At 36.0% G+C, this 22,544-nt stretch carries 16 protein-coding genes; 12 read left to right on the top strand and 4 right to left on the bottom strand.

Annotation, left to right across the window (positions count from 1 at the left end):
• Positions 1-93: 93 nt before the first annotated feature.
• Positions 94-1,011 (bottom strand): DUF4349 domain-containing protein, encoded by a 918-nt coding sequence (locus BM371_RS14165; protein ID WP_034678745.1) that lies wholly within the window; start codon positions 1,009-1,011, stop codon positions 94-96.
• 324 nt (positions 1,012-1,335) lie between these two features.
• Here BM371_RS14165 and BM371_RS14160 point away from each other — a divergent pair, with 324 nt between their 5' ends.
• Both BM371_RS14160 and BM371_RS14155 read left to right on the top strand, forming a co-directional pair.
• Complete coding sequence (locus tag BM371_RS14160) at positions 1,336-1,725, top strand: hypothetical protein (protein WP_131431011.1); 390 nt, start codon at positions 1,336-1,338, stop codon at positions 1,723-1,725.
• A gap of 16 nt (positions 1,726-1,741) precedes the next feature.
• A complete protein-coding gene (locus BM371_RS14155) occupies positions 1,742-4,093 on the top strand; it encodes a reprolysin-like metallopeptidase (protein WP_051882980.1) in 2,352 nt (783 codons plus the stop codon).
• Positions 4,094-4,175: 82 nt separating this feature from the next.
• Here the strand turns inward: BM371_RS14155 and BM371_RS14150 are convergent, their stop codons facing one another.
• Both BM371_RS14150 and BM371_RS14145 read right to left on the bottom strand, forming a co-directional pair.
• Positions 4,176-5,771, bottom strand: a complete 1,596-nt coding sequence (locus BM371_RS14150) for a peptide chain release factor 3 (protein ID WP_034678742.1) — start codon at positions 5,769-5,771, stop codon at positions 4,176-4,178.
• 357 nt (positions 5,772-6,128) lie between these two features.
• Positions 6,129-7,313: an MFS transporter gene (locus BM371_RS14145; RefSeq protein ID WP_034678740.1), complete on the bottom strand. Its 1,185-nt coding sequence runs from the start codon at positions 7,311-7,313 to the stop codon at positions 6,129-6,131.
• Positions 7,314-7,494: 181 nt separating this feature from the next.
• Between BM371_RS14145 and BM371_RS14140 the strand changes: the two genes are divergently transcribed.
• The 8 genes from BM371_RS14140 to BM371_RS14105 all read left to right on the top strand — a co-directional run bounded on the left by BM371_RS14140 (position 7,495) and on the right by BM371_RS14105 (position 20,344).
• Positions 7,495-8,325 (top strand): CPBP family intramembrane glutamic endopeptidase, encoded by an 831-nt coding sequence (locus BM371_RS14140; RefSeq protein WP_034678739.1) that lies wholly within the window; start codon positions 7,495-7,497, stop codon positions 8,323-8,325.
• A 108-nt stretch (positions 8,326-8,433) separates the two neighbouring features.
• Positions 8,434-9,003 (top strand): RdgB/HAM1 family non-canonical purine NTP pyrophosphatase, encoded by a 570-nt coding sequence (gene rdgB / locus BM371_RS14135; RefSeq protein WP_034678737.1) that lies wholly within the window; start codon positions 8,434-8,436, stop codon positions 9,001-9,003.
• A 121-nt stretch (positions 9,004-9,124) separates the two neighbouring features.
• Positions 9,125-10,039: a ribonuclease Z gene (locus BM371_RS14130; protein WP_034678736.1), complete on the top strand. Its 915-nt coding sequence runs from the start codon at positions 9,125-9,127 to the stop codon at positions 10,037-10,039.
• A gap of 190 nt (positions 10,040-10,229) precedes the next feature.
• Positions 10,230-10,997, top strand: a complete 768-nt coding sequence (locus BM371_RS14125; RefSeq protein WP_081874588.1) for a TIGR02757 family protein — start codon at positions 10,230-10,232, stop codon at positions 10,995-10,997.
• 10 nt (positions 10,998-11,007) lie between these two features.
• Entirely contained in the window at positions 11,008-11,538 is a 531-nt protein-coding gene (locus tag BM371_RS14120; RefSeq protein WP_034678732.1) for a DUF1003 domain-containing protein, read from the top strand.
• A 182-nt stretch (positions 11,539-11,720) separates the two neighbouring features.
• On the top strand, positions 11,721-14,087 hold the full coding sequence (locus tag BM371_RS14115; protein WP_034678729.1) for a T9SS C-terminal target domain-containing protein: 2,367 nt from the start codon (positions 11,721-11,723) through the stop codon (positions 14,085-14,087).
• A 169-nt stretch (positions 14,088-14,256) separates the two neighbouring features.
• Positions 14,257-17,871: a choice-of-anchor L domain-containing protein gene (locus BM371_RS14110; RefSeq protein WP_034678727.1), complete on the top strand. Its 3,615-nt coding sequence runs from the start codon at positions 14,257-14,259 to the stop codon at positions 17,869-17,871.
• A gap of 124 nt (positions 17,872-17,995) precedes the next feature.
• Positions 17,996-20,344, top strand: coding sequence for a T9SS C-terminal target domain-containing protein (locus BM371_RS14105; protein WP_034678877.1), 2,349 nt, complete (start codon positions 17,996-17,998; stop codon positions 20,342-20,344).
• Between the two features lie 53 nt (positions 20,345-20,397).
• On the opposite strand, the gene rsmA is transcribed toward BM371_RS14105, so the two are convergent.
• On the bottom strand, positions 20,398-21,168 hold the full coding sequence (gene rsmA / locus BM371_RS14100; RefSeq protein ID WP_034678725.1) for a 16S rRNA (adenine(1518)-N(6)/adenine(1519)-N(6))-dimethyltransferase RsmA: 771 nt from the start codon (positions 21,166-21,168) through the stop codon (positions 20,398-20,400).
• A 91-nt stretch (positions 21,169-21,259) separates the two neighbouring features.
• Between rsmA and BM371_RS14095 the strand changes: the two genes are divergently transcribed.
• Entirely contained in the window at positions 21,260-22,156 is an 897-nt protein-coding gene (locus tag BM371_RS14095; protein ID WP_034678724.1) for a cell division protein FtsX, read from the top strand.
• Between the two features lie 2 nt (positions 22,157-22,158).
• Entirely contained in the window at positions 22,159-22,455 is a 297-nt protein-coding gene (locus BM371_RS14090; protein ID WP_034678721.1) for a DUF3098 domain-containing protein, read from the top strand.
• Positions 22,456-22,544 lie beyond the last annotated feature (89 nt).

Here is a 22,544-nt window from a genome sequence, read left to right as displayed (position 1 = left end):
ATATTAATAATATTATGAGGTGATAAAATTAATAGAAAAACCGATTACTTGGTAAATTATTCCCTTAAAATTTACTTAAAAATTAATTTATTCTTAATTGGAATGATTTCCGGATTGATTACTGGTTTTCTTTTTGTAAAAATAATACCCAATTCCTGCGATTACAAAAAGTGGCCAAAGCGGGAGGATAAACAGGAAAATTGAGGTAATAACATTCCATCCGGAAGAAACGGCAGCAAGAGATTTTCCGCCAAAAGTTTCAGGTTCATTTTTTACCAAAGCAGTTTTTGTAATTCCGTAAAGCGTAATTTCAACATCACACATCGTATTATTTACAAAATCCTGTCCGGTTACATCAATTCCTTTATTTTCAACCTCACCGATGTTGTAGCTCAAATCATCCATCAGATAATCAAATTTCTGGATCGGAACTTTTACTCTTAAATAAGCCGTTTTATTTTCATTGTTGTTTAAAGAAATATTTTCGCTTTTTATAAAACCGTCATATTTTCTTACCTCTTCTTTTACAATTTCTTTTGCGGTTTCGGCATCATTCACATTCAATTCCAGAACACCTGTTTTTATCATTTTATTTTTAGAAATAGGTTCATGAACTTGTGGTTTGTTTTTATAAACAATTTTGGTTTCTTTAATGACTTTCGGAGCAGGAACGTTCACGACGATTTTCTTCTCAGCAGAATCTTTCTTTTCAGTTTTAGACTCAAGCTTCAGATGGATAATTTTATCTGATAAAGAATCAATGCTTTTGGAAGTTGCTTCGATTTTCTGTTCGGCTTCACTTTTTGTTTTTTCGAAGTCTTTAATTCGGATACTTGCAGAATCAAAAACTGCATTCGCTTCATCATTAATTGAATTAATTTTCTCACTAACCTTTGTAACGGCACTATCTGTGCTGCTTATCGCATCTTCTAACTGAGATGTTGCTGCTTCACCTTTTTTACACATGATAAACATGCTTGATACCGCAACTAATAAAATGAACTTTTTCATAAGATTATTTTTTTGTTGAAGTAAAATTATGGTTGAATTTTTTGTAATGATTGTAAAAGAAATGTATGATTTTGGTAAAATTTTATTTCATTGATAATGAGCTTTTTGTAAATTAAAATATGGTATTTTACAACGGATTTAATAAATTATAAAAAATGTTAAAAGTTTTTTTTCTTTGGAAATATAATAATATTTAACTTTGCTTTTTAAGAGTTTGATATGAAATTCCTTTGTCTGATTGTTTTCTCGTTTTTGTTTGTTGCGTTAGGGAATAATTGCACAAACTCTGCGGGCTTAAAAAATGATTTAAATCAAAGGGTTTCAATGACTGAAAAAAATAAATCGGTAGAGTTTTCCGAAGTGAGAAGGCTGAATAGAGAGGTATCATTAAAAGAGGCAACAATCATTACAACTTTTAATGAAACTTTAGCGATTTATAAACAACTGGATGATAAAAAATTTTCCAGATCAGCACCTATTCCTACAATTTCGGATGATGAATTTCTTTTAGTATTAAAACCAATAATGAAAAAGCAGATTTTCGGAGATATTGAGGTTACTGAAATAAAAGAAAATGACTCTGTCTTACATGTTTATTATAAAGAAGTTTCAAATGATGAATATTTAGCCGAGAAACAAAAAAATCCTATTCTGATTTTAAAAATAAAAGGAAATATTCCTAAAAGTGTAAAACTCGTAGCCGTTAATATTTAAAAAAATAAAAAAATATATGAAGAAAAAACTACTCGTTCTGGGTACTTTACTTTTGTTTTCTGCAGCAGGTTTTGCTCAGAAGAATCACTGGAAGAAATTTGATTCTAATATCAACAACAGTGAAGTTCGTGAGAATAATGTGAGAATTACAGACTATTCTCTTTTTACACTGAATATTCAGGATATTCAAAACCAATTGATGAATGTTGCTGACAGAGATTATAGCTCCAGTCGTAAAGGGATATTGATGAATTTCCCGAATCTTGCTGGAAGTTATGATACCTACGAAGTTTATGAGTCATCAACAATGCATCCTGATCTTCAGAACAGATATTCCGAAATCAAATCTTATATAGGATTTAAAAAAGGGGATAAATCATCTGCTATCAGATTTACCATTGATCCTTACTTCGGTTTTAACGGGATGATCTCGAATAACGAAGGGATTTATTACATTGATTCTTATACAAAAGATAATCAAGTGTATAAAATCTACGACCGAAAAAAAGCATCTTCTCTCAACCAGTTTGAATGTCTTTTTAATGGGGACAGCGAGCTGAAAGAATCTGCTCTCAATCAAAAAACGGTGATCGACGGATTAAACAGAAAGTATCGTCTTGCCATTACTACAACCACAGAATATACAGCTTACATTGCTGGACAGGCGGGTGTAGGTTCAGGAACGGATGCTCAGAAAAAAGCGGCTGTACTTGCGGCAGTAAATTTAGCGGTAACCAGATTAAATCAGGTTTTTGAAAGGGATATTGCGGTAAGATTACAGCTTATTGCCAATACAGATGCTTTGTTTTTTATCAGTACAGATACATTTAATGCGTTGGATGCAGGGCAGATGTTGAGTGAAAATATTACGGTTACAAATAATATTATAGGTGCGGCTAATTATGACATCGGTCACTTATTCTTCCAGGCAAACGCAGGAAATGACAATGGTCTTGCGGCAACACCTTCAATCTGCGGGGGAAGTAAAGCAGGTGGTGTAACGGGATCTGCCGTTCCGGTTGGAGATCCTTTCGTAATAGATTATGTTGCCCATGAAATGGGTCACCAGTTTGGCGCAATGCATACTCAAAACAATAACTGCAACAGAAATGTGCCTACGACTATTGAGCCGGGAAGTGCAAGTTCAATCATGGGGTATGCGGGTATTTGTCCTCCCAATGTTCAGTCAAACAGTGATGCATATTTCCATTCGATAAGCATTAATGAGATGTACACCAGACTGACATCAGGTGCTACATCAACTTGTGGAGTTAAAACTTCAATTGCAAACGGAGAACCGGTTGTAAATGCTGGTTTAGACAGAAATATTCCGAAGAGCACACCGTTTTTGTTAACAGCAACAGCAACAGATCCTAATAATGACCCGTTAACATATACATGGGAACAGATTGATGCGGGTGTTGCTCCAATGCCTCCTCAACCGACAAATACGGTCGGACCTCTTTTCAGATCTGTAATGCCTACAGCTTCACCATCAAGATATTTCCCAAGACTTTCAACGATTGTTTCGGGTTATAATCCAGCAATAGTGAATCCGGCAGATGTAAAAGCGTGGGAAAAACTTTCTTCTGTTGCCAGAGCTTTAAATTTCTCTGTCATGGTAAGAGATAATAATTCACTTGGAGGGCAAACGGGACGTGATGATGTAAAACTCACCGTTATTGATACGGCAGGTCCTTTTGTGGTAACTTCTCAAAATACTGTGGGAACTGTGTGGACGGAAGGACAATCTCAGACTGTAACTTGGGATGTTGCGAACACAACAACTGCTCCGGTAAGCACACCAAACGTAAGTATTTTGTTGTCGACTGACGGCGGTCTTACTTTCCCTCATATTTTGGTTGCAAGTACACCAAATGACGGAACTCATACGTTCAACGTTCCGGGAGGTTTAGGTAACAGTACCACTTCAAGAATCATGGTGAAAGCGGTAGAAAACGTGTTTTTAAATGTAAATTCACAGAATTTCACAGTTAATTCTTCTGCTGTTGTGGTGCCGCCAATTCCCAACCCTGGAACTCCGGGTACACCGGGTACTCCTGGAACACCGGGAACTTCACCTTCTATTGTTTACCAAGGTTTAATGATTTATCCTATTCCTTCTTATGACGGGTATGTTTACATCAAATTAGATTTCCCTAGACTAAGTCCGCTTGCACCTTATGCATTCTCGTATACTATTTATGCAATGGATGGGAAGCTTGTAATTCCTAAGAGAAATCGCCTTTTCTTCGCAGAGCATTTAGAGAAAATTGATCTGACACATTTACCTACTGAAGCTTACATGATCGAAGTTGAGCTACAGGGAGAGAAAATTGTTAAGAAGCTATTGATGCTTAGAAAATAAGATTATAATTATCAATAATAATAAACCCGCTAAGTAAAGACTTAGCGGGTTGTTATTTTAAACTCATCAGATTTAATACTGATTAAGCATTTTGAAATTCACTTATAAAATGCAGTTTCACATTTGGGAATTTTTCCTGTGTCATATGAATGGTAAAAGAAGAATCTGCCAGGAAAACCAATTGGTTATATTTATCTCTTGCCAAGAATCTTTGTTTCAATCTTGCAAATTCTTTGAATTCGTCTGATTTTTCATCAGCTTCAACCCAACAGGCTTTATGCATAGAAAGGGGTTCATAAGTACATTTTGCACCATATTCGTGCTCCAAACGATATTGGATAACTTCATACTGAAGGGCTCCAACGGTTCCGATGATTTTTCTGTTGTTCATCTCAAGCGTAAATAACTGGGCAACTCCCTCGTCCATCAGCTGATCGATACCTTTTGCCAATTGTTTTGCCTTCAATGGATCATTATTATTAATATATCTGAAATGTTCAGGGGAGAAGCTCGGAATACCTTTAAAGCTTAATTTCTCGCCACCTGTCAACGTATCACCAATTCTGAAGCTTCCTGTGTCATGAAGACCAACAATATCTCCAGGGAAGCTTTCGTCCACTACTTCTTTTTTGTCGGCGAAGAATGCGTTTGGAGAAGAGAATTTCATTTTTTTGCCTTCTCTTACCAATAAATAATTTTCGTTTCTTTTAAATGTTCCCGAAACAATTTTCACAAAGGCAAGCCTGTCTCTGTGCTTCGGATCCATATTTGCGTGGATTTTGAAAACAAACCCTGTGAAAGTGCTTTCTTCAGGCTTTACCAGACGGGTATCGCTTTCTTTTGGCTGTGGCATCGGAGCGATGTCGATGAAAGCGTTTAATAATTCACGAACTCCAAAATTATTCAAAGCAGAACCAAAGAAAACAGGCTGCAAATCACCTTTCATATAATCTTCACGATTAAATTCAGGATAAACCGATTGAATTAAATCTAATTCTTCTCTTAAAGTGGCAGCTGCTTTTTCACCGATCACCTCATCAATAGATGTGTCATTAATATCATCAAACTTAATAGAATCACCAACTTTCTGTTTTTTCTCTTCCAAGAATAACTGAATATTGTTTTCCCAGATATTGTAAATTCCCTGGAAGTCGCTACCCATACCGATTGGTAAAGAAAGCGGACAAACCGTTAATCCTAATTTTTGTTCAACTTCATCCAACAAATCGAAAGCGTCTTTCCCTTCACGGTCAAGCTTATTAATGAAAACCAACATCGGGATGTTTCTCATTCTACAAACCTGAACCAGTTTTTCAGTCTGTTCCTCAACTCCTTTTGCAACATCAATGACAACAATTACAGAATCAACCGCGGTCAAAGTTCTATAAGTATCTTCTGCAAAATCCTTGTGACCCGGAGTATCCAGAATATTGATTTTGTGATCTCTGTATTCGAAAGCCAACACGGACGTTGCCACAGAGATCCCTCTCTGCCTTTCAATTTCCATAAAATCGGAGGTTGCTCCTTTTTTTATTTTGTTGGATTTTACCGCGCCCGCTTCCTGAATCGCACCCCCGAAAAGTAGTAACTTCTCTGTAAGAGTGGTTTTTCCGGCATCGGGGTGAGAGATAATTCCGAAGGTTTTTCTTTTTTCTATTTCTTTGATTAAGTCTGACATATCGTATTTTGAAGTTGCAAAAATCGTGAATTTTGTCGAATCCTGAAAATTTGATTTTTTTATTTTTTCTTTAGAACTTATGATTAAGTTTAAATTTATTGGAAAAACGCAAAGGCGCAAGGTTTAATAAGAATTTTTCTGTTTTTAAGGCGCAAGGAGAAAATCGGAGATTTTCTTTTATAATGCAGATGATAATTTTATCGTAGATAAAATCTTTGCGCCTTAAAGTATGGCATTACATAAAAGCTTGGTGCCTTTGCGAAACACCAACCTGAAATTCAAATTATCAATTTTTATAAGAATAAATATGATAGATTTTAGAAAATACAATCACATTTTTGAAAGACATTCCTGTCATTAATGTTTTGCTGATTTCATTTTAAGGAAATACGCCAATCCCAATCCTATAAAAACCATTGCAGCACTGAACGGAAAGATAAACTGCATCCCGAAAAAATCAGCAACACTACCGATAATTGGTCCTGCAACGCCTAAAGATATATCAATGAAAAGTCCGTAACCTGCCAAAGCAGATCCTTGACTGGATGGAGAAACACTTTTTATGGCCATTACTCCCAAAGCCGGAAATATTAATGAAAATCCTAATCCTGTAATTCCTGCTCCGATTAATGCGATTTGTGCATTCGGGGCAAAGGCTATGAAAAGCAAGCCAATCGTTTCAACTAAAAGACAGGCAATAGCAACTTTAATTCCACCATAATTATTAATAACATTACTGAAAACCAGTCTTCCCGCAACAAATAATCCTCCAAAAACGGAAAGACACAACGCACCATTGTTCCAGTGAAAATGATTATAATATAAAGTAATAAATGTAGAAATACTTGCAAAACCAATTCCGCCTAAAGCAAGACAAACTCCGAAAGGAGCAACTTTTCCTAAGACTTTCCAGAAAGACTGGGCCTCCTGCGGATTGGTATTTGTTTTATTCTCTTTGGTTTTTGCAAAAAGAAATCCTAAAATTCCCAGAATTATGGAAAGAATCCCGATTCCATACAAACCGAATTCATGCTCAATGGTAACACCTAAAGAAGCTCCGATTGCCAACGCTCCGTAACAGGCAACACCATTATAAGAAATAATTTTTGCCGTATGCTTTTCGCCAACCGCCATCATTGCCCAGTTAATAGGACTTGCACCAATCATTCCTTCAGCACAGCCTGTCAATAAACGGGTAATAACCAAAAACGAAAGACTGATTAAAGGTGAGAGTTTAAAATAATAAGCTAAGATCAAAAAAACTCCGGTCAAAGAAAAGCTGATCATGCTGAATAAAACAGCAGGTTTTGGACCTTTTCCGTCAATGACCTTTCCCGAGTACGCTCTAAGAAAAAACGTTGAAACATATTGCAAGCTGATAACCAGTCCGGCAATTAAAAGACTGAAGCCTAAATTTTTGCTAATGAAGATCGGAAGAACCGATAATGATAAACCAATAATGAAATAACCGACAAATGTGAAACAGACGTATGTAAGGAGCTGAAGATTCACATTTTCTTTGCGGTGTAAAGAGCTGTCCATGTAAAAGAAAAAATTAAGCTGCAAAGATAGTTTGATGTGAGTTGAAATCGGTAAGAATATGATAGATAAAACTTATTGTTTCATATTGACAAAATGAAGCATCCGTAGAGTAAAATATTTTATTGCTCAAGATTTTGAGCTAAAATAAATTATCTTTGTTTCTTAAAAAAAATCAGACTTTATGGAGCGATCAAGGTATCCGAAATATATTTTTGACTGGATTGGCGGTTTAATACTCTTTGCAGGTTATATCGCAGGAAGTATTGCAGTTGGTTTTGTGGGATTAGGATCAAAATTTGTTTTCAGAGTAGATTTTATGCAAAAACCATGGTTTTTAATGCTTTCTAATGCTGTTGTTTTTTGTCTGATGATTGCAGCTTTTGATTTTCTGATGGTTCGTCCAAAGACGGGTAAAAAGCTCAATTTCAATTTTTCACCAACTAATTTTTATACCTATTTACTAATTTTTCCATTAATGTTGGGGATGATGTTTATCGGTGAGTTTGTTACGTCACAAATTCCGACAACCGGACCTTTTTTTGGTGATTATTATGAGTTTTTTGAAAATCTAATGTCAAATCTTGTTGATGACCCGATTGTTATGATCATTACTGCGGTTATTATGGCACCGATTTTTGAAGAAATTATTTTTAGGGGAATTATTCAGAAAGGTTTGATCAATAAAGGAGTAGAACCTTGGAAGGCAATTCTGCTTTCAAGTATTTTATTTGGTATTATTCATGCAAATCCGTGGCAATTTGTTGGTGCGACTTTATTGGGTGCTGTTCTAGGTTTAGTTTATTATAAAACAAAATCTTTGCTTCTGCCGATGCTTTTGCATGGATTCAATAATCTTTGCTCTTCGGCTTTAATATTTTATACAGAAAAAGAAAGCTTTGCCGAAGCTTTTAAAGTTTCAGAATACACTATTCTGGCTATAGGAATTGTGCTATTTTCTTTGTTTTACTATTTGTTTATGAGGAAAAACAAAGTGTATTATTCTGAAATCTAACTAAATACTAATCTCACGAATGCTTTCACAAGTTTCACAATGCAGGAATTGTGTTTTTTAGTGAAAAAATTAGTGCTTTTTGTGTTTAAAAAAAATAATTAAAAAAAAATGGAATTATTAGTTGCAACCCACAATCTGCATAAAAAAGAAGAAATTCAACAGATTTTAGGAAACGAATTTGTCGTAAAAAGCCTTACCGATTATAATCTTCATGAAGAAATCGTTGAAGATGGAGATTCTTTCAACGCCAATGCTTTAATTAAAGCTAAATACTGTTTCGAAAAAACAGGAATTCCGAGTTTGGGCGATGACAGTGGTTTGGTTGTAGAGTCTTTGGATGGAAGACCCGGGATTTTTTCTGCCCGTTATGCAGGAGACCATGATTTTGCGAAAAACATCGAAAAAGTTTTAAGCGAAATGGAAGGTGTTGAAAACAGAAAAGCTTATTTTATTACCGTTCTTTGTTATTATGATGAAAACGGAGCTCAATATTTCGACGGAAGAGTTCATGGGAATTTGCTGACAGAGAATAAAGGTTTCAAAGGTTTCGGTTATGATCCTATTTTCTTTCCTGAAGGTTATGAAATGACTTTCGCAGAAATGAATCCTGAAGATAAAAACAAAATCAGCCACAGAAAACAGGCTTTGGATCTGTTTCTTGAGTTTTTGAAAGGTTAAGGTTAAGGCTGAGCTTGCCGCTTAGTTTATTTTAATTTTTAATATTAGCCTAAACCTCAGCCTCGACCTAAATTCTCAACTTCAACCTTTTGTTGTACATTTGCTTTAATAAACTATTGATTTGAGTACTTATTTAACGATATTAGGCTTTAATTCGGCAATTCCTACTGTCAATACATCACCTACATCACAGATTCTGGAAATGGAGGAAAGATGTTTTTTGATTGATTGCGGGGAAGGAACGCAGGTTCAGCTGAGAAAAGCAAAAGCAAGATTTTCAAAAATCAATCATATATTTATTTCGCATCTTCACGGAGATCACTGTTTTGGTCTTCCTGGTTTGATTGCATCTTTCCGACTTTTGGGAAGAGAAAATCCATTACATGTTTATGGTCCGAAAGGAATTAAAAATATGCTCGAAACCATTTTTACGATTACGGAAACACATCGTGGTTTTGAAGTGATTTATCACGAGCTGGATAAAAATTATTCCGAGAAAATTTATGAGGATAATAGAGTAGAGGTGTTTACTATTCCGCTCGATCACAGGATTTACTGTAATGGTTATCTTTTCAGGGAAAAACCAAAAGACCGTCATATCAATATGAAAGAAGTGGCAAAATATGACGAGATTGAAACCTGCGATTATCACAATTTAAAAGCCGGGAAAGATTTTGTTTTAAGTGACGGCTATGTTCTGAAAAATGAAGTTCTGACGACCGAACCCGCGCCTTCAGTTTCCTACGCATTCTGTAGTGATACAAGATATTTGGAATCTGTAATCCCGATTGTGAAAAATGTGACCGTTTTGTACCACGAGTCGACTTTTCTACACGATTTAAAAGAAATGGCAGATTATACAGGTCACGCAACAGCTCTGGAAGCAGCAACAATTGCTAAAAAAGCGGAAGTTAAAAAACTTATTTTGGGACATTTTTCAAACCGTTACGGAGATTTGACGGTATTTACAGATGAAGCAAGACAGATTTTCCCGAATACGTATCTTCCTAAAGCTTTGGAATGTGTGAAATTTTAGTTTTGAAATTAAAAATATTTAAACATTAAGATTTTTAGTTTTAAGAATGTTTAAGGGGCAGATAAAGTGGAGTTAAGCAGTAGCTTAATAAATATCTGGAGATATTTTTCTTAAATTATCTATTAAACTTAACGAAATCTTAATGTTTCAATTAAAAATAGTTTGATAAAAGAAATGTTTAATAATGAAGTTGAATTTTTCAGAATTAAAAGATTTTCTCGATGAGAAAGCTGATGTTTACAATAATCCTGAGTTTATTCAGGATGACCCAGTTCAGATTCCGCATCGGTTTTCTTTGAAGCAGGATATTGAAATTGCAGGTTTTTTGGCAGCGACAATTTCTTGGGGAAACAGAAAATCAATTATAAAATCGGCTGAGAAAATGCTCGACATTATGGGAAACTCTCCGTATGATTTTGTTTTGAATCATTCTGAATCTGATTTAAATATAATTAAAGATAAAAGCATTCACAGAACATTTAACGGAGAAGATTTTTCTTATTTTATTAAACAGTTTCGCAAAATTTATCAGGAAAATCAAAGTCTTGAGGATTTGTTTTTAATTCATAAAGATGAAAACAATTTTTATCATTCGATTGAAAGATTCAGGGCTCATTTTTTAGGAATTGAAAAACACAGAACCCATAAACACGTAAGTTCTCCTTACAAGAATTCATCTTCAAAAAGAATCATCATGTTTTTGAGATGGATGACCAGAAAAGATAACCGCGGTGTAGATTTTGGAATCTGGGAAAACATTGATCCGAAATTTTTGTCGATTCCTTTGGATATTCACACCGGAAATATTTCGAGAAAACTCGGATTGATTTCCCGAACTCAGAATGACTGGAAAACAGTGGAAGAATTGGATCTCATCATCAGAAAATTTGATGAAAAAGATCCTGCAAAATATGATTTTGCATTGTTTGGATTGGGAGTAACGAAAGAATTATTTTAAATAAAGAATAATGAAAACACCGCACGAGAAAATAGAGTTTTTAGAAAAACTGGCAGACGGAATCACTTCCTGGATTGGATCTATTCCATCTCTTATTCTGCATACCTTATTCTTTATTACTGCATTTTTATTGCCTGCTTTAGGAATTATTGATTTTGATAAAATGCTGCTTGTTTTAACGACGGTTTTATCTCTGGAAGCTATTTATCTCTCGATTCTCATCCAGATGTCGGTGAACAAGAGTCACGAAAAAATTGAAGATATCCAGGAGGATATTGAAGATATTCAGGAAGATATTGAGGAAATCAGTGAAGACATTGAAGAAATTTCTGAGGATCTGGAAGAGATCAGCGAAGATATTGAAGATATTCAGGAAGACATTGAAGAAATCAACGAAGATGAAGACGATGAAGACCACAATGAAAGAGCAAAAAATGTGATCCTTAAAAGCAATGTAAGCTCTAATAAAAACGAAATCAAAGCTTTAAAAGATAAAATTGCTGAACTTCAGAATAAAATTGACGAAATGAAGAAAGATTAAAAAATTTCCTAAAAAAATTATCTAAAAATTTACCTTTTAAAAGTCTTTTTTATGTATCGAAATTAAATTTAAATTAAAATTTCATTAGAATTTAAGCAAATTACAATATTACTGCCAATAATGTCTGTAAAGGTGTGTTTTAAATCATTAAAAAATGGTAATTTTGAACAAACAATTACAAAATGTTAAAATATAGACTAAAAAATTATCTTTTTCTTTCAGTACTATTATTTGTTTCTACTTCAATTTTTGCTCAAAGAAAACCACCTAAAAATGTAGTCAACGAAATCAACAAAAAAGCCGGAGTATTTATAGATGTAAATGCAGCAGGGTATGCTCCTTCCAATTATACTCCAGAGCAATTGGTAAAAGACATTCTCATTAATGGGGGTTCTACCTGCTCTGTTCCTGATGTATCAAATGTGACAATTACTCCTGCACAACCGGTTACGAGTACAGATCGATTTTGGGGGTATTTTCATAAAGGTACGACAAACTTTCCTTTTACTGATGGAATTGTTTTGACAACAGGCCGAGCCAGAGAAGCAGGAAACGTTGCTTCCGGAGCCAGTTATACGATTCCGAATTCGGGAATCAATGATCCGGACTTGCTTGTAGCAGTACCCAATCCGAATCCTAATGATGATTATAATGATAACGTCATGTTGGAATTTGATTTTGTACCGAATTCCAATCAGGTGAAATTTAATTATATTTTTGCTTCAGAAGAATATTCGGGAACTTATCCTTGTCAGTACTCCGATGCATTCGCTTTATTGATCAAACCTGTTTCGGGTGGTCCGTATGTTAATCTGGCGGTATTGCCAAATAATGCCGGACCGGTTGCCATGACAAATATTCACCCTCTTATTCCTGGTAGTTTCGGTTGTCCTGCAATCAATGAGCAATATTTTGGAGGCTACAATTCTTCACCAAATATCGTAACCAATTATGATGGAAGAACGGTTCCTTTAACTGCTGTCGGAACGGTGACGCCCGGAGTGGCATATCATTTTAAAATGGTATTATCAGATTACAGAGATCACGGCTTTGATTCAGCAGTATTTATTGAGGGGGGATCTTTTGATATCGGGATTAAACTTGTAGATGGCAATGGTGTCGTATTGCCTTCAACTTTAAATATATGTGATAATGTACCTCAGACTTTAGTTGCACAGTTAAATGCAGTTCCGGGAGCGACTTATCAATGGTATTTAAATGATGCAATAATAAATGGTGCTACATCATCAACTTATATAGCAACTACACCTGGGAAATATGATGTAAAAGTTGTTGTGCCGGGGAATAACTGCCCCGCATCTGCCACAGTAACTATAGTTGGAGGTACAACTCCTGCAGCACAGAATGCTACTTTGAAACTTTGTACCACGCCAAGTATTATTGCTTTTAATTTAAATGATGCAAAACCGCAGATCAGTACAACAGCAGCAGCTGTATTCCGTTTTTATGTAAATCAGGCTGATGCTCAGGCACAGAACAGTAATTATCTTTCCGATGCAAGTTTAGCAGCCTATCCGGGTACAGATGGTCAGGTTTTACATGTTGTTGTTTCGAACGGCGGATTCTGTAGTAAACTTGTAACACTTACTCTTCATAAAGAAGCCACTCCGGTTGCTCTGCTTACCTCTTCAAAAGTGAAAATTTGTGTGGGTGAATCTATAACTTTAACTGCAACAGGAGGAGCTACCTATCAATGGAGTGATTCTGCAATCAGTACCGGAGTACGTACACTTTCTCCAACTCAGACCACAACTTATACCGTTTACGCTATCGGAGCGCAAGGATGTAAATCATTACAACCTGCAATCGTAACCGTGGAAGTAGTTCCGGCGATAACTTCAAACCTTAAAGGAGGGCTTATCTGTGAAGGAGACAGAATAATATTAGATGCAGGAGCAGGACCAAACTATACGTATACTTGGAGTAACGGAGCTACATCTCAGACGATCAGTGTTGAAACTCCTGGAACTTATTATGTAGACATCAGCAACGGAGTTTGTATGAAAAGATATACTACAGAAGTAAAGCTTGCTATCGTACCGGAAATTATTAATGTAAATTATAATCAAAGTGGTACTTTAATCATCACAGCGTCTAATCCGAGTAATGGTATTTTAGAATATTCTATAGATGGAGGATTAACTTGGCAAGGATCAAATGTATTCAACAACGTTGCAAATAATAAAATTGTTTCTATAAGAGTAAGAGTAAAAACAACAAGCTGTGTAGGCTTCCTTGAATATTTTACTTTTGTAATGCAGAATGTGATTACGCCAAACGGAGATAATGTAAATGATATGATCGACTTCCGTGGTGTGAGCGAATACAATAAATTCCAGGCTGTAATTTCAGACCGTTATGGAAAAGAAGTCTTCAAGGCAGAAAAAACAAGACCTTTCTGGGACGGATATTTCCAGGGCAAAAAATTACCAACAGCTTCTTACTGGTATCAGGTTACATTTGAAGACCCTGCAAGTAAGCAACTTACGGTAAAAACCGGCTGGATTTTGCTGAAAAACTTTGAATAATATTTAAAATGATAAATTCTAAAAAGACCGATTTTTCGGTCTTTTTTTGTTATGATGTAAAAGAAACTGAAAATATGTTGGTTGTACGATTGTAATAATACCAATATAAATGAACTTTGCTTTAATTTTAAATTAAAAAAATAGTATTTTTGTTGAAAATAGTTTAAAAATGTTAAATAGCAGAATACAAAATTTACTTCCGGTTTTGATTTTGATGTTTCTTGGCAACTTAGGTTTTTCTCAGCAGAGAATAAAAAATAAAAGTCTGCCAAGTCCTTCAAGTCAATCTATGAAGGCAGGGGCGTTTATCGATGTAAATACAGCAACTTACCCTGAATCTGCTTACAGTATTACTCAGCTTGTAAAAGATGTTTTAATTGCAGGTGGTTCTACCTGCTCAACGGCTAATGTATCGAACGTTGTAGTTTCTCCCAATCTTTCTGCAGGGGATCCAAACAGAAGCTGGGGTTTTTTTAATAAGGGTACTACCAATTTTCCTTTTGCAAAAGGTATTGTTTTATCGACAGGATATGCGAGAAAGTCTGGTAACTCATTAATATCAGGAGAACTAAGTGACCCTCTTTCTGTACAGGGAGATGCGGATCTTGCTGCTGCACTGGGAATTTCTACCAATCTTTTAAAAGATGCCAGTTACATAGAGTTTGATTTTATTCCTACAGCGACTGAAGTTAAATTTAGATATCTGTTTGCATCGGAGGAATATTTCAGCGATTTCCCTTGTAATTTTACAGATGGTTTTGCATTATTATTAAAGCCTAATACACCGGGTTCCACTTATACAAATTTGGCGGTATTACCTGGTGGTGCAGGTGTGGTAAGTGTGAAAAATATTCGCCCGGGAAATCAATTTGATGGCTCTTCTTTAATTTGCGGCGCATTGAATGCTTCTTATTTTGGAGGTTACAATACATCAAGCATAGAAACGAATTTCAGTGGAAGAACTATTCCGATGACAGCGCAGGCAACTGTAGTTCCGGGACAGTCTTATCATTTTAAAATGGTTTTGGCAGATTTTCAGGATCACCAATATGATTCAGGTGTTTTTTTAGAAGCGGGTTCATTTGATATCGGTGTGCAGATTTTAGGTCCGGGTGGTGTTCAATTACCGGCATCGATTAATGTTTGTGATAACGCACCTCAAACTTTAACCGCGTCCACTCAGATTCCGAATGCAACATATGTATGGTATTTAAATAATGGAGTTATTCCTGGAGCAACAGGAGCTTCTTATACCGCAACTCAACCGGGTGTTTATAAAGTTGAGGTTACAATTCCTGGAAATTCTTGTCCGGGATCGGCGACAGTTACAATTGTTGGAGGAACTTCACCAACAGTTCAGAATGCAACACTTACCAGTTGCTACGGTCCTGGAAATGTAAATTTTAATCTTACGGCAGCAGAATCAGCCATCAGTACAACATCCGGAGCAACGTTTTCTTACTATGTAAATCAGGCAGATGCAAATGCAGGAAATACAAGTACAATTTCTGCTCCTACGACTTTTTCAAGTGCAGGAGGGCAAACAATTTATGTATTGGTAAAAAATGGTTTTTGCTCAAAAGTTGCCGAGCTGCAATTGATTAAAGCCCCACAAATAACGGCTACGATTGCTACACCAACGACATTAACCTGTACAAATTCACAGATTACATTAAATGCTTCTGCTTCTGTTTATCCGGCAGGATCAACTTTTGCTTGGACTACAACCGGAGGTAATATTGTTTCCGGAGGTAATACTTTGAATCCTGTTGTAAATGCTGCAGGTACTTATACTTTAACAATATCAAATACTTTTCAGCCAGGAAACGTTGTTTGTACCGGTGCATCAACGGTTACCGTAGCTGGTAACAGTGCACCTCCGACAACTGGTTTGGCTGCAAGTAAAATATTAATATGTGCAGGAGAATCTGTTACACTTACTGCTTCAGGTGGAGCAACTTATAATTGGACGGCACCACTTACAGGAACAGGTAATACACAAACAGTAACTCCGGCTACAACGACTACCTATACCGTAACGGCGGTTGGTGCAAACGGATGTGTTTCTACGAATCCAGCAACAATCACGATAGAAGTTTCACAACCAATCACGGTACAAAATGCAACACTTTTAAAATGTTATCAGCCGGGAAATATCACTTATGATCTTACTTCAGCTCAAACTCAGATAACAACAGCTCCTTCCGCTACCTTTGCTTATTATTTAAATCAGGCGGATGCAAATGCAGGTAATACCAGTACAATTGCTGCTCCAACAACCTTTCCAAGTACCGGAAATCAGACAATTTATGTTCTTGTGAAAAATGGAGGATGTTCTTATGTAGTTACCCTACAATTATTAGCGACAGCGCCAACTAATTTAACGATTGCTGCGCCACAGACGATAACTTGTACAGTACCTCAGATTACACTGAATGCATCATCTTCAACAATTCCTACAGGATCTACAATACAATGGACAACAACGGGAGGTAACATTGTTTCGGGAGCGACTACATTGAATCCTGTAGTAAATGCAGGCGGTACCTATACCTTGACGGTAACTAATATTACCCAACCAGGAAATCTTACCTGTACTTTTACGGCGAATGTTACGGTTGTAGAAGATAAAGTTCTTCCTGTTGCTGCGCTAGCAACTTCTGTTGGGCAAATCTGTCCCGGAGAATCGGTTACACTTACTGCATCGGGTGGAGTTACTTACAATTGGTCAACCTTACCTGGAAATGGAAACACTCAGGTTGTATCACCGGCAACTACTACTGTTTATTCGGTTACTGCTGTTGGAGCAAACGGTTGCGTTTCTGCTACCCCAGCAACAATTACAGTGATCGTAGGACCGCCAACCGCTACATTATCGGCTTCTAAAATAAAAATTTGTGCAGGTGAACCAGTGACCTTAACGGCAGGGGGCGGTTTTACTTACAACTGGGTTGGTCTTACAGGAAATGGAAATACACAAATAGTAACACCTACAACCACAACCACTTATCAGGTATTTGCTTTGGGAGGAAACGGTTGCGTTTCTACGACCCCGGCAACAGTTACCATAGAGGTCGTTCCTGCGATTACTTCAACTTTAGCAGATGTAAATGTTTGCGCAGGAGATCCTGCAACACTTGATGCAGGAGCAGGTCCGGGTTATACCTATAATTGGAGTACGGGTGAAACGACACAGACAATTACGACAAATGTTCCGGGCTCATATTCTGTAACGATCAGTAACGGAACTTGTTCAAAATTATTTACGGCGCAAGTCATAAATCCTGATTTGCCGCAATTTACAAATGTGGTTTATGACAACAGTAATAACTCTCTTACGATTACAGCTACAAATCCAACAGGAGGAGCTTTAGAATACTCTATTGACGGTGGAGTAACTTGGCAGGCTTCTAATATATTCTATAATGCACTCAAAAACACGAATTATAATTTGGTGGTAAGAGCACAAGGAGCAAAATGTGCAACTTCTCTTCAGTATTTTACTTTTGTTTTAAATAATGCTATTACTCCAAATAATGATGGCTTAAATGATTTTATAGACTTCTCTGGAATAAGTGGTTACAAAAACTTTGCTGCATCAATTTTCGACAGATATGGTGCGGAATTGTTTAAAGCAAGTAAAGACAACACAATGTGGAACGGTTCTTTAAAAGGAATCAATCTTCCTACGGCAAGTTACTGGTATAGAGTACAATGGGAGAATCCTGCAAGCAAAAAACTTGAAATGAAATCAGGATGGATATTGTTGAAAAACAGAGAGTAAAAAACGATAATAATAATTTTTAAAGCTTTTCATCATTGAGAAGCTTTATTTTTTTATGTTAAAAAATTATAGTTATTTAGATAATATGCATAAAAAACATAAATTTGTTGAAACAAAATTTATTATGAATCGACAAATACTGCTTTTCTCACTCTTTTTATTAACTTTATTTAATTTCTCGTATTCTCAGACTAAAAGACCAATCCTCAAAAAAAGCATTCCGATCAATGCAAAAGCAGGTGACTATATAGATGTAAATGTTCCTCCTTATCCGGAAAGTAATTATACACCCACTCAACTGGTTACTGATGTATTGGTTGGTACTTCGGGTTCTTGTGGAACACCTAATATTTCGAATGTTACCATTACACCCAATCAACCTGTGTCAGACACCGATAGATTTTGGGGATACTTTAATAAATCAACTTCAGGATTCCCTTTTAATGAAGGTATTGTATTAACTACTGGTTATGCAAGACAGGCAGGTAATGATGCAATTGGTGATGTGCTTCTTGGAAGTACGGGTACAATGTCTGATCCCGATCTGGTTGCGGCAATTGGTACAACACAGCAGCTTTTTGATGCTGTCACTTTGGAATTTGACTTTGTACCTACAAGTACTCAGATGAAGTTTAATTATATATTTGCTTCAGAAGAATATACCGGAGGATTCCCATGTTCAAATTATGATGATGCATTTGCATTATTGTTAAAACCGAATATAGCAGGATCTACCTACACAAACTTGGCGGTTTTACCGGGTGGTGCAGGACCAGTTTCTGCCACCAATATTGTACCTCAGGATCCTTTGTTTTCTTGTGGACCTATTAATGCACAATACTTTGGTTCTTTACCACCAAATCAGGTAAACTATTACGGAAGAACAATACCTCTTACAGCAGAAGCAACGGTAATTCCGGGGCAAAGTTATCATATTAAAATGGTAATAGCAGATGCAAGAGACGGAAGTTATGATTCAGCGGTTTTCCTGGAAGCAGGTTCTTTCGATATTGGTGTAAATTTACAGGATCCGTCTGGTGCTGTCTTACCAGCAGAGATCAATGTATGTGATAATGAGCCACAGGTGATTACTGCTTCTACCAGCGGTCCTAATTTGGTATATCAGTGGTATTTCAATGGCGTTGCGATTCCGAATGCTACTACCAACACCATTACAGCAATTCAGCCGGGAGATTATAAAATTGAAGTAAGCATTCCTGGAAATCCTTGTCCTGGATCTGCGAGCATAAAAATCAATGGCGGAACAACGCCTGAAGCTCATAACGGAACCTATTTACTATGTGCTACACCGGATGTTAATACATTCAATTTAAATGCAACAAAACCGGCAATCAGTAATGATGCATTGACTGCAACATTCCATTTTTACGAAAATCAGGCAGATGCGTTAGCGCAAAACGGTAGTTTCATTTCCAATATATACGATTATAACGGTACAGACGGACAGATTTTGTATGTTGTAGTCTCAAACGGTGGCTTTTGTAGTGAATTGGTTGAACTTACCTTGTTGAAAGAGCAAACACCTGTAGCTGATCTTACAGCTTCGCAGTTCAGAATTTGTGCGGGAGAATCTGTTACACTTACCGCTTCTGGTGGTGTTACTTACGAATGGCCAAACTTTGGCGGAAACGGAAATACTCAGACCGTTACACTGTATCAGTCTACAGATTTTGAAGTATATGCGGTTGGAACCAAAGGATGTAAATCTTTGCAACCTGCAAAAGTACGAATCGAGGTGATTCCTGCCATTACTTCGCCTTTATTGGATGTTGAAATGTGTATAGGTGACAGTATTGTTTTAGATGCAGGAGCAGGTACAAACTATACGTATCTTTGGAACACCGGAGCAGAGACACAAACAATTGTTGCCGATGAGTTGGGAATTTACAGTGTAGTAATTGATAATGGAGTTTGTCAGGATGAGTTTAAAGTGAAAGTTCAGGCTGCAGCTTTGCCTTATTTCGTTAATATGAGTTATGATGATAACAAGACATTAACCGTTACAGCGCATAATCCGACAATCAACAATATTCCTCAAACTCTTGAATATTCAATTGATGGTGTGGTTTGGCAGGAGTCTAATGTTTTCTCAGGATTATTAGACAACACAAATTATACGCTGCATGTAAGAATCAAAGGGACAAGCTGTAGTAATTCTATAGAATTCTTTACATTAAAAATTAATAATGTCATTACTCCGAATAATGATGGGGTGAATGATGTATTGGATCTTACTTCTTTAGGAAGCTTCAAAAACTTTACGGGCTCAATCTATGACAGATATGGCGTTGAAGTATTTAAGTTTACAAAAGAAAACCCGGTTTGGAACGGTACTGTGGGTGGGAAAAGACTACCAACTGCGACTTACTGGTACAAATTCAATTTTGAATACAACAAGTCTAAAACTCAGATGAGCAGATCTGGTTGGATTATGTTGAAAAACAGAGAATAATTCTCAAGATTAAAATAAAAAATGCCTTTCGATATGAAAGGCATTTTTTATTTTTATTGATTTTCTATCCAAAGTTGGGTGAACGAAATAAAATCTGTCACGCTCAGCTCTTCTGCTCTTTTGTCTAAAAACTCATGAGCTTTTAAGGCTTCAGGAATGTTTAAAACTTTCAAGGCATTCGAAAGTTTTTTTCTTCTCTGGTTAAAACCTGCCTTTACAATTTGTTTAAAAAGGATTTCATTTCCGGCAAGACCTTCTTTAGGATTTCTTGTCAGCCTGATGACTCCCGATTTTACTTTTGGAGGCGGATTGAAAACATTTTCGTGAACTGTGAAAAGATATTTTACATCATAATAAGCCTGAATTAAAACAGATAAAATTCCGTAATCTTTCGTTCTTGGTACAGCAGCTGTTCTCTCTGCAACCTCTTTTTGAAACATTCCCACCATTTCAGGAATCTGTTTGTAATGATCGATAATTTTAAAAAGAATCTGTGACGAAATATTATAAGGAAAGTTTCCGATAATAGCAATTTGCTCTCCATTCAAATCAGCAAAATCATGCTTCAGAAAATCGCCAACGAATGTTTCTTCTTTAATTTTATCGTAATTCTGCTTCAGATATTCGATCGATTCTGTATCGATCTCGGCAAGATATACTTTTTGTTCTTTTTCAATCAGATATTTGGTAAGAACACCCATTCCGGGACCTACTTCAAGTACGTTTCCGTAGTTTTCAAAGCTAAGACCTTCTACAATTTTCCTTGCGATATTTTCATCGGTCAAAAAGTGCTGACCGAGATGTTTTTTTGCTTTTACACTCAATGTTTTTTATGATTTTGTTAACAATGATTTTCTTTAATTCGTCCCAAATTTCGGAAGATTTTTTCTATTTTAGCCAAAAATTTTAATATTAATGGCTAAATCTGTAGATGAGTTTAATAAGAAAAGGCTTCGGTCCAGCAATATTACAGTCGTAGTAAGTATCGCTTTAGTATTGTTTTTGTTGGGATTGATGGGGCTTATTTTGATCAATGCACAAAAATATTCAGACTATTTGAAAGAGCAGCTTGTAGTGAATGCTTATTTTGATGAAAACTACGATATTAAAGATTCAGCTAAAATAGCGAAACAGGAAGCCGTTGCCGTTGAAGTGATCAAAGGAATGGAATCGGTGAAGCGTACTACTTATATTTCAAAAAAACAGGCTTCTGAAGAAGCGAAGAAAAGTTTGGGCATCAATAGTGAAGCTCTTTTTGAAGAAGATATTTTCCCCGCTTCTGTTGAAATTGCTCTGAAACCTCAATATACGGATTCTACAAAAATTGGTGCGGTCTTGAAAGATATTAAAGCTGTTCCGGGAATTGTTGATGTTAAAAACGATTCAGATTCACAAAAAATCTATGATAACCTGAATAAAATTTTAAAATGGATTCTTGCATTCTGTGTTTTATTCTTGATTCTTGCTATCGTATTGATTAACAATTCGATTCGTTTGAAGGTTTTCTCCAAACGATTCATTATCAAAACAATGCAGTTGGTAGGAGCGAAAAGAAGATTCATTTTGACTCCGTTTATCAAAGAAGCACTTATTTTAGGACTTCTCGGAGCGGTAATCGGTCTTTTGGCGCTTTTCGGAATCTGGTATTATTTCACAACAACCATAAAGACTCCTTTTGTACAAGACACCAACCAATATGTTTGGCTAGTTGTTTCAATCTTCGGAGTGGGTATTTTTATTACAGTATTAAGTACAATTATTGCAACCTGGAGATTTTTGAGATCCAACGTTGACGATCTATATTATTCTTAAAAATGAGCAAAAAAACAAATAAATTTTCGGCATCAGATTATGGTAACGAAACAGAAGTTTCCAAAGAAAGTAATTTTTACTTCGGTAAAGAGAATTTTAAATGGATGCTGATCGGTCTTGCCTGCATCATTGTTGGTTTTCTTCTGATGATGGGACCCGATGCAAATACAGTTGACGGAAAGCTGGACCCCAATGTGTGGAACGACGATATTTTCTCGATCAGAAGAATCAGGATTGCTCCATTGTTGGTTGTCATTGGTTTCGCCATTGAAGTGTACGCAATTTTAAAAAGAAAATAAAATACTCTTATCAATAAAGATTAAAAAATTAAAAGATTTGAATACCTATTTGAATCTTTTAATTTTTTAGTCTTTTAATTTTTTTAACT

It is taken from the genome of Chryseobacterium formosense, from assembly GCF_900116415.1.
GTDB classification, from domain to species: domain Bacteria; phylum Bacteroidota; class Bacteroidia; order Flavobacteriales; family Weeksellaceae; genus Chryseobacterium; species Chryseobacterium formosense.
This window is presented reverse-complemented; position numbering and strand designations above follow the sequence as displayed.